Source organism: Pseudomonas sp. XP1 (assembly GCF_053557675.1).
On sequence record NZ_JBNRIJ010000037.1, the window covers coordinates 41,679 to 46,056 of the forward strand.

The following is a 4,378-nucleotide window of genomic DNA, read 5'->3' on the forward strand; positions in this document are numbered from 1 at the left end:
TCAACGGGCGCTCAGGGCCGCATAGCTGTTCATCAGGTTGCGGTAGTTGGGAATCCGCTGCGACAGCAGGTTACCCAGCCCTTCGATGTCGTTGCGCCAGTCGCGGTGCAGCTCACAGGCCACCGAGAACCAGTTCATCATCTGTGCACCCGCCTGGGTCATGCGCACCCAGGCCGCCTGCTGCACGGTTTCGTTGAAGGTGCCAGAAGCATCGGTCACCACGAACACTTCAAAACCTTCTGCCAGCGCCGACAGGGTCGGGAACGCTACGCACACATCGGTCACCACGCCGGCGATAATCAGCTGCTTGCGGCCAGTAGCCTTGATCGCCTTGACGAAGTCTTCATTGTCCCAGGCGTTGATCTGGCCGGGGCGGGCAATGTACGGCGCATCCGGGAACATCTCTTTCAGCTCGGGCACCAGCGGGCCGTTCGGGCCTTGCTCGAAGCTGGTAGTGAGAATGGTCGGCAAGCCGAAGAACTTGGCCAGGTCGCCCAGGGCCAGCACGTTGTTCTTGAACTCGTTGGGCGAGAAGTCCTGCACCAGCGAGATCAGGCCGGTCTGGTGGTCGACCAGAAGCACCACGGCATCGTCTTTGTTCAGGCGCTTGTAATCGGGTTGGCTCATCGGGGTGACTCCTTGGGTTGGGAAAACGGGCCGGCACTGTCTACAAGGGGCTATACCGGCGGATAGGTTCGGCTTAAGGGTGGACCTGCGCCTGACGCCAGGCCTTGGGCGGCTGGCCGACCAGGCGGCTGAAGGCACGGGTGAAATGGGCCTGATCGCAGAAGCCGCATTCCAGGCTCACGTGGGTGATTGGCGCCTCGGTGGCAAGCAGGCGCTTGGCCTTTTCCATGCGCGCCAACAGGCGCCAGGCCTGGGGCGATAGGCCAGTGTTGACCTTGAACGCACGGGAGAAGTGGCTGCGGGTGAGGTTGCATACCCCGGCGATTTCGATGATCGACAATGGGCTGTGCAGCATCAGTTCCTTGGCCCGGCGCAACCGCGCAGGCGTGAGTGCGCCGGGGGTTTGCTGCGGCGCTTGGGGCTTCCCGGGGTGCATGGCGACTCTCCTGTTCAATGCAGAAAGTCTCGCCCCCGGCACATGACAAAGTCCTGAGCCAGACCTGAATAGTTGTTAATTGTGCACTGCTGGCCCTGGCCGTTTTGCCGATACCTTAAGATGCGTTCCGTATTCAGCTTCAGGCCGCTAGTGGCGGCCGGCATTCAAGGCAAAAGAGCCATGCAGGAAAAACCCGCCCACCGTACCGTAGCCATGGTGCTGTTCAATGATGTGTTGTTGCTGGACGTGACCGGGCCCATGGACGCGTTTGCCATTGCTAACCGCTTCCTTCCTGCCGAGCGAAAGTACCGGCTGCTGACCCTGGCCGAAGGGCAGGCAGCGGTGCGCGGCTCTTGCGGGTTGAAAGTGGTGGCTGACCTGCGCCTGGAGGACTTGCCGGAGGCCGTCGACCTGTTGCTGGTGCCAGGCGGCCCGGGGGCCTATGACATCGCCCTGCCAGGCATCGAGCGTTGGCTGCCCCAGGCTGTGCGCCGGGCCAAACGCTTTGGCGCAATCTGCACCGGGGTATTCCTGCTGGGCCGGGCCGGGCTGCTGGACGGCTATCGCTGCACCACCCACTGGAACTACGTGGAGCGCCTGGCACAGGCGTTCCCCAATGCCAAGGTCGAGACCGAACAGATCTACGTGATCGACCGCTGCCTGATTACCTCGGGCGGCATCACCGCTGGCATCGACCTGGCACTGGCGGTGGTGGCCGAAGACCACGGCAAGGCGCTGGCCCTGGAAGTGGCCAAGGTACTGCTGGTCGCCCGCCATCGCCAGGGCGGGCAGACACCCTACGGGCCACTGCTGGCGGCTGTACCGCGGGATGATTCGCCGATTGCCCGGGTGCAGGCGTATATCGTCGACCATATCGAGCAAGCCTTCACCGTGCAGAAGATGGCCGACCTGGTGGCCATGAGCGGGCGCAACTTCGCCCGGACATTTCTGCGCGAGGTGGGGATCACACCGCTGCAGTACCTGCAGAATGCAAGGATCGACCGCGCGCGAAAGCTGCTGGAAGGCACCGACCTGCCGTTGAAGGTAGTGGCGGCGCAGTGCGGGTTTGGCAGTGACCGGCATTTGCGCAAGGTGTTTTGCGAGCGGATTGGCATGACGCCGGCGCAGTATCGCGCGCAGTTTGGTGGCAGTTGAGTATGCAGATTTCCTGTGCTGGCCTCTTCGCGGGTGAACCCGCTCCCACAGGTACAGCGGTGTGTTCAAGCCTGCGCAACACCCGCGAAGAGGCCAGCACGACTGTCATCTGATTCAGGACAATATGTCTTCCTCACAGCAGATTGTCTGGCACCCGCACATTCCCCAGAATTGTCCGCCTAACTGATCTAACGCTGCCCCGGCAGCTCATGGAGTACGAGCCAATGCCACACGAAGGCAGCCTTCTGCAAACCGCGGTGATCTTCCTGCTCGCCGCTGTCCTCGCCGTCCCCCTGGCCAAGCGCCTGCACCTGGGGGCCGTGCTCGGTTACCTGCTCGCCGGTGTGATCATCGGCCCGCAAGCGCTGGGCCTGATCCGCGACACCGAAAGCGTGGCGCACATTTCCGAGCTGGGCGTGGTTCTGCTGCTGTTCATCATCGGCCTGGAGCTGTCGCCCAAGCGCCTGTGGCTGATGCGCAAGTCCGTATTCGGCGTCGGTACCGCCCAGGTGCTGCTGACCGGTGCGCTGATCGGCGCCATCGCCCTGTTCGGCTTCAGCCAGACGCTACCGGCGGCCATCGTGCTCGGTCTGGGCCTGGCGCTGTCGTCCACCGCCCTTGGCCTGCAGAGCCTGGCCGAAAGCAAGCAGCTCAACGCCCCGCACGGCCGCCTCGCGTTCGCCATCCTGCTGTTCCAGGACATCGCCGCCATCCCACTGATCGCATTGGTTCCGCTGCTGGCCGCCAGTGGCCCGGATACCAGCCACGGCGACAGCCTGGAGCACGGCCTGAAGGTGTTCGCCAGCATCGCCGTGGTCATCGTCGGTGGCCGTTACCTGCTGCGCCCGGTGTTCCGCACCGTGGCCCGCACCGGCCTGCCGGAAGTGTCCACCGCCACCGCGCTGCTGGTTGTGATTGGCACTGCCTGGCTGATGGAAGAAGCCGGCATTTCCATGGCCCTGGGTGCCTTCCTCGCCGGCCTGCTGCTGGCCGACTCGGAATACCGCCACGAGCTGGAATCGCAGATCGAACCGTTCAAGGGCCTGCTGCTGGGGCTGTTCTTCATCAGCGTCGGCATGGGCGCCAACCTGCGCCTGCTGCTTGAAATGCCTTTGGTGGTGCTGGGCCTGACCCTGCTGCTGGTGGCCGTGAAGCTGGTACTGCTGATCGGCGTCGGGCGCCTGGCCGGTGGCCTGAACAGCGCCAGCGCCCTGCGCCTGGGCATGGTGCTGGCTGCCGGTGGCGAGTTTGCCTTCGTGGTGTTCAAGCTGGGCAAGGACCAAGGCTTGTTCGACACCCAGACCTACGACCTGCTGCTGATGACCATTACCCTGTCGATGGCCATTACCCCGCTGCTGATGATTGGCTGCGCCCACGCCCTCAAGCGCCCGCAACCGGCGCGTGAGGTGCCGGAGCATTACAAGCAGATCCAGGCTGACACGCCACGGGTAGTGATCGTCGGCATGGGCCGCATGGGCCAGATCGTCGCGCGCATCCTGCGGGCACAGAAGATTCCATTCATTGCTCTGGAAACCTCGGTGGACACCATCGAGATGACCCGTATGTTCGAACAGGTACCCGTGTTCTACGGCGACCCGCTGCGCCCCGAGGTGCTGCATGCCGCCAAGGTGGGCGAGGCGGAATACTTCATCATCACCATCGATGACCCGGAAGCTGCCATTCACACCGCGGAACGGGTGAAACGCCTGTACCCGCACCTGAAAGTGCTGGCCCGCGCGCGTAACCGCCAGCATGTGCACAAGTTGGCGGATGTCGGCGCCGAGCCGATTCGCGAGACGTTCTACTCCAGCCTGGAGATGACCCGCCGGGCATTGGTGGGGTTGGGGTTGAGCGAGGCGCAGGCAGCGGACCGGATTGCGCGGTTTACCCAGCATGACGAAGAGGTGCTGGTGGCCCAGGGACAGGTGCGTGATGACCGGGCCAAGGTGATGCAGACGGCCAAGGAGGCCCGGGCGGAGTTGGAGCGGTTGTTTGATTCGGATGCGGATTGAGGGTTGGCGCATCGATTCAGGAAGAGGGCTCAGGCCCTCTTTTGTATTTTTGGCTTGAGATTGTCTGGGTCCGCTGCGCGGCCCTTCGCGGGCACGCCCGCTCCCACAGGGATAGCGCAAGCCTGGCAAGCGGTGCAGTACCTGTGGG

Annotated in this window: 4 protein-coding genes; 2 read left to right on the forward strand and 2 right to left on the reverse strand. The window is 63.7% G+C overall.

All coding sequences use genetic code 11. The features are described from left to right. Together ycaC and ACK1U9_RS22515 are read right to left on the reverse strand one after the other, a co-directional pair. Nucleotides 1-627 (reverse strand): isochorismate family cysteine hydrolase YcaC, encoded by a 627-nt coding sequence (gene ycaC / locus ACK1U9_RS22510; RefSeq protein WP_004375560.1) that lies wholly within the window; start codon nt 625-627, stop codon nt 1-3. Nucleotides 628-700: 73 nt separating this feature from the next. Then, nucleotides 701-1,063 (reverse strand): helix-turn-helix domain-containing protein, encoded by a 363-nt coding sequence (locus ACK1U9_RS22515; RefSeq protein WP_087500881.1) that lies wholly within the window; start codon nt 1,061-1,063, stop codon nt 701-703. A 180-nt stretch (nt 1,064-1,243) separates the two neighbouring features. On the opposite strand from ACK1U9_RS22515, the gene ACK1U9_RS22520 reads away from it, so the two are divergent. Then, a complete protein-coding gene (locus ACK1U9_RS22520) occupies nt 1,244-2,218 on the forward strand; it encodes a GlxA family transcriptional regulator (RefSeq protein ID WP_108481649.1) in 975 nt (324 codons plus the stop codon). Nucleotides 2,219-2,442: 224 nt separating this feature from the next. After that, nucleotides 2,443-4,230 (forward strand): monovalent cation:proton antiporter-2 (CPA2) family protein, encoded by a 1,788-nt coding sequence (locus tag ACK1U9_RS22525; RefSeq protein WP_025341083.1) that lies wholly within the window; start codon nt 2,443-2,445, stop codon nt 4,228-4,230. Nucleotides 4,231-4,378: the final 148 nt, after the last annotated feature.

Coding starts and splice junctions, on each gene's coding strand:
- ACK1U9_RS22525 (WP_025341083.1), top strand. CDS start 2,443: ATGCCACACGAAGGCAGCCTTCTGCAAACCGCGGTGATCTTCCTGCTC.
- ACK1U9_RS22520 (WP_108481649.1), top strand. CDS start 1,244: ATGCAGGAAAAACCCGCCCACCGTACCGTAGCCATGGTGCTGTTCAAT.
- ycaC (WP_004375560.1), bottom strand. CDS start 627: ATGAGCCAACCCGATTACAAGCGCCTGAACAAAGACGATGCCGTGGTG.
- ACK1U9_RS22515 (WP_087500881.1), bottom strand. CDS start 1,063: ATGCACCCCGGGAAGCCCCAAGCGCCGCAGCAAACCCCCGGCGCACTC.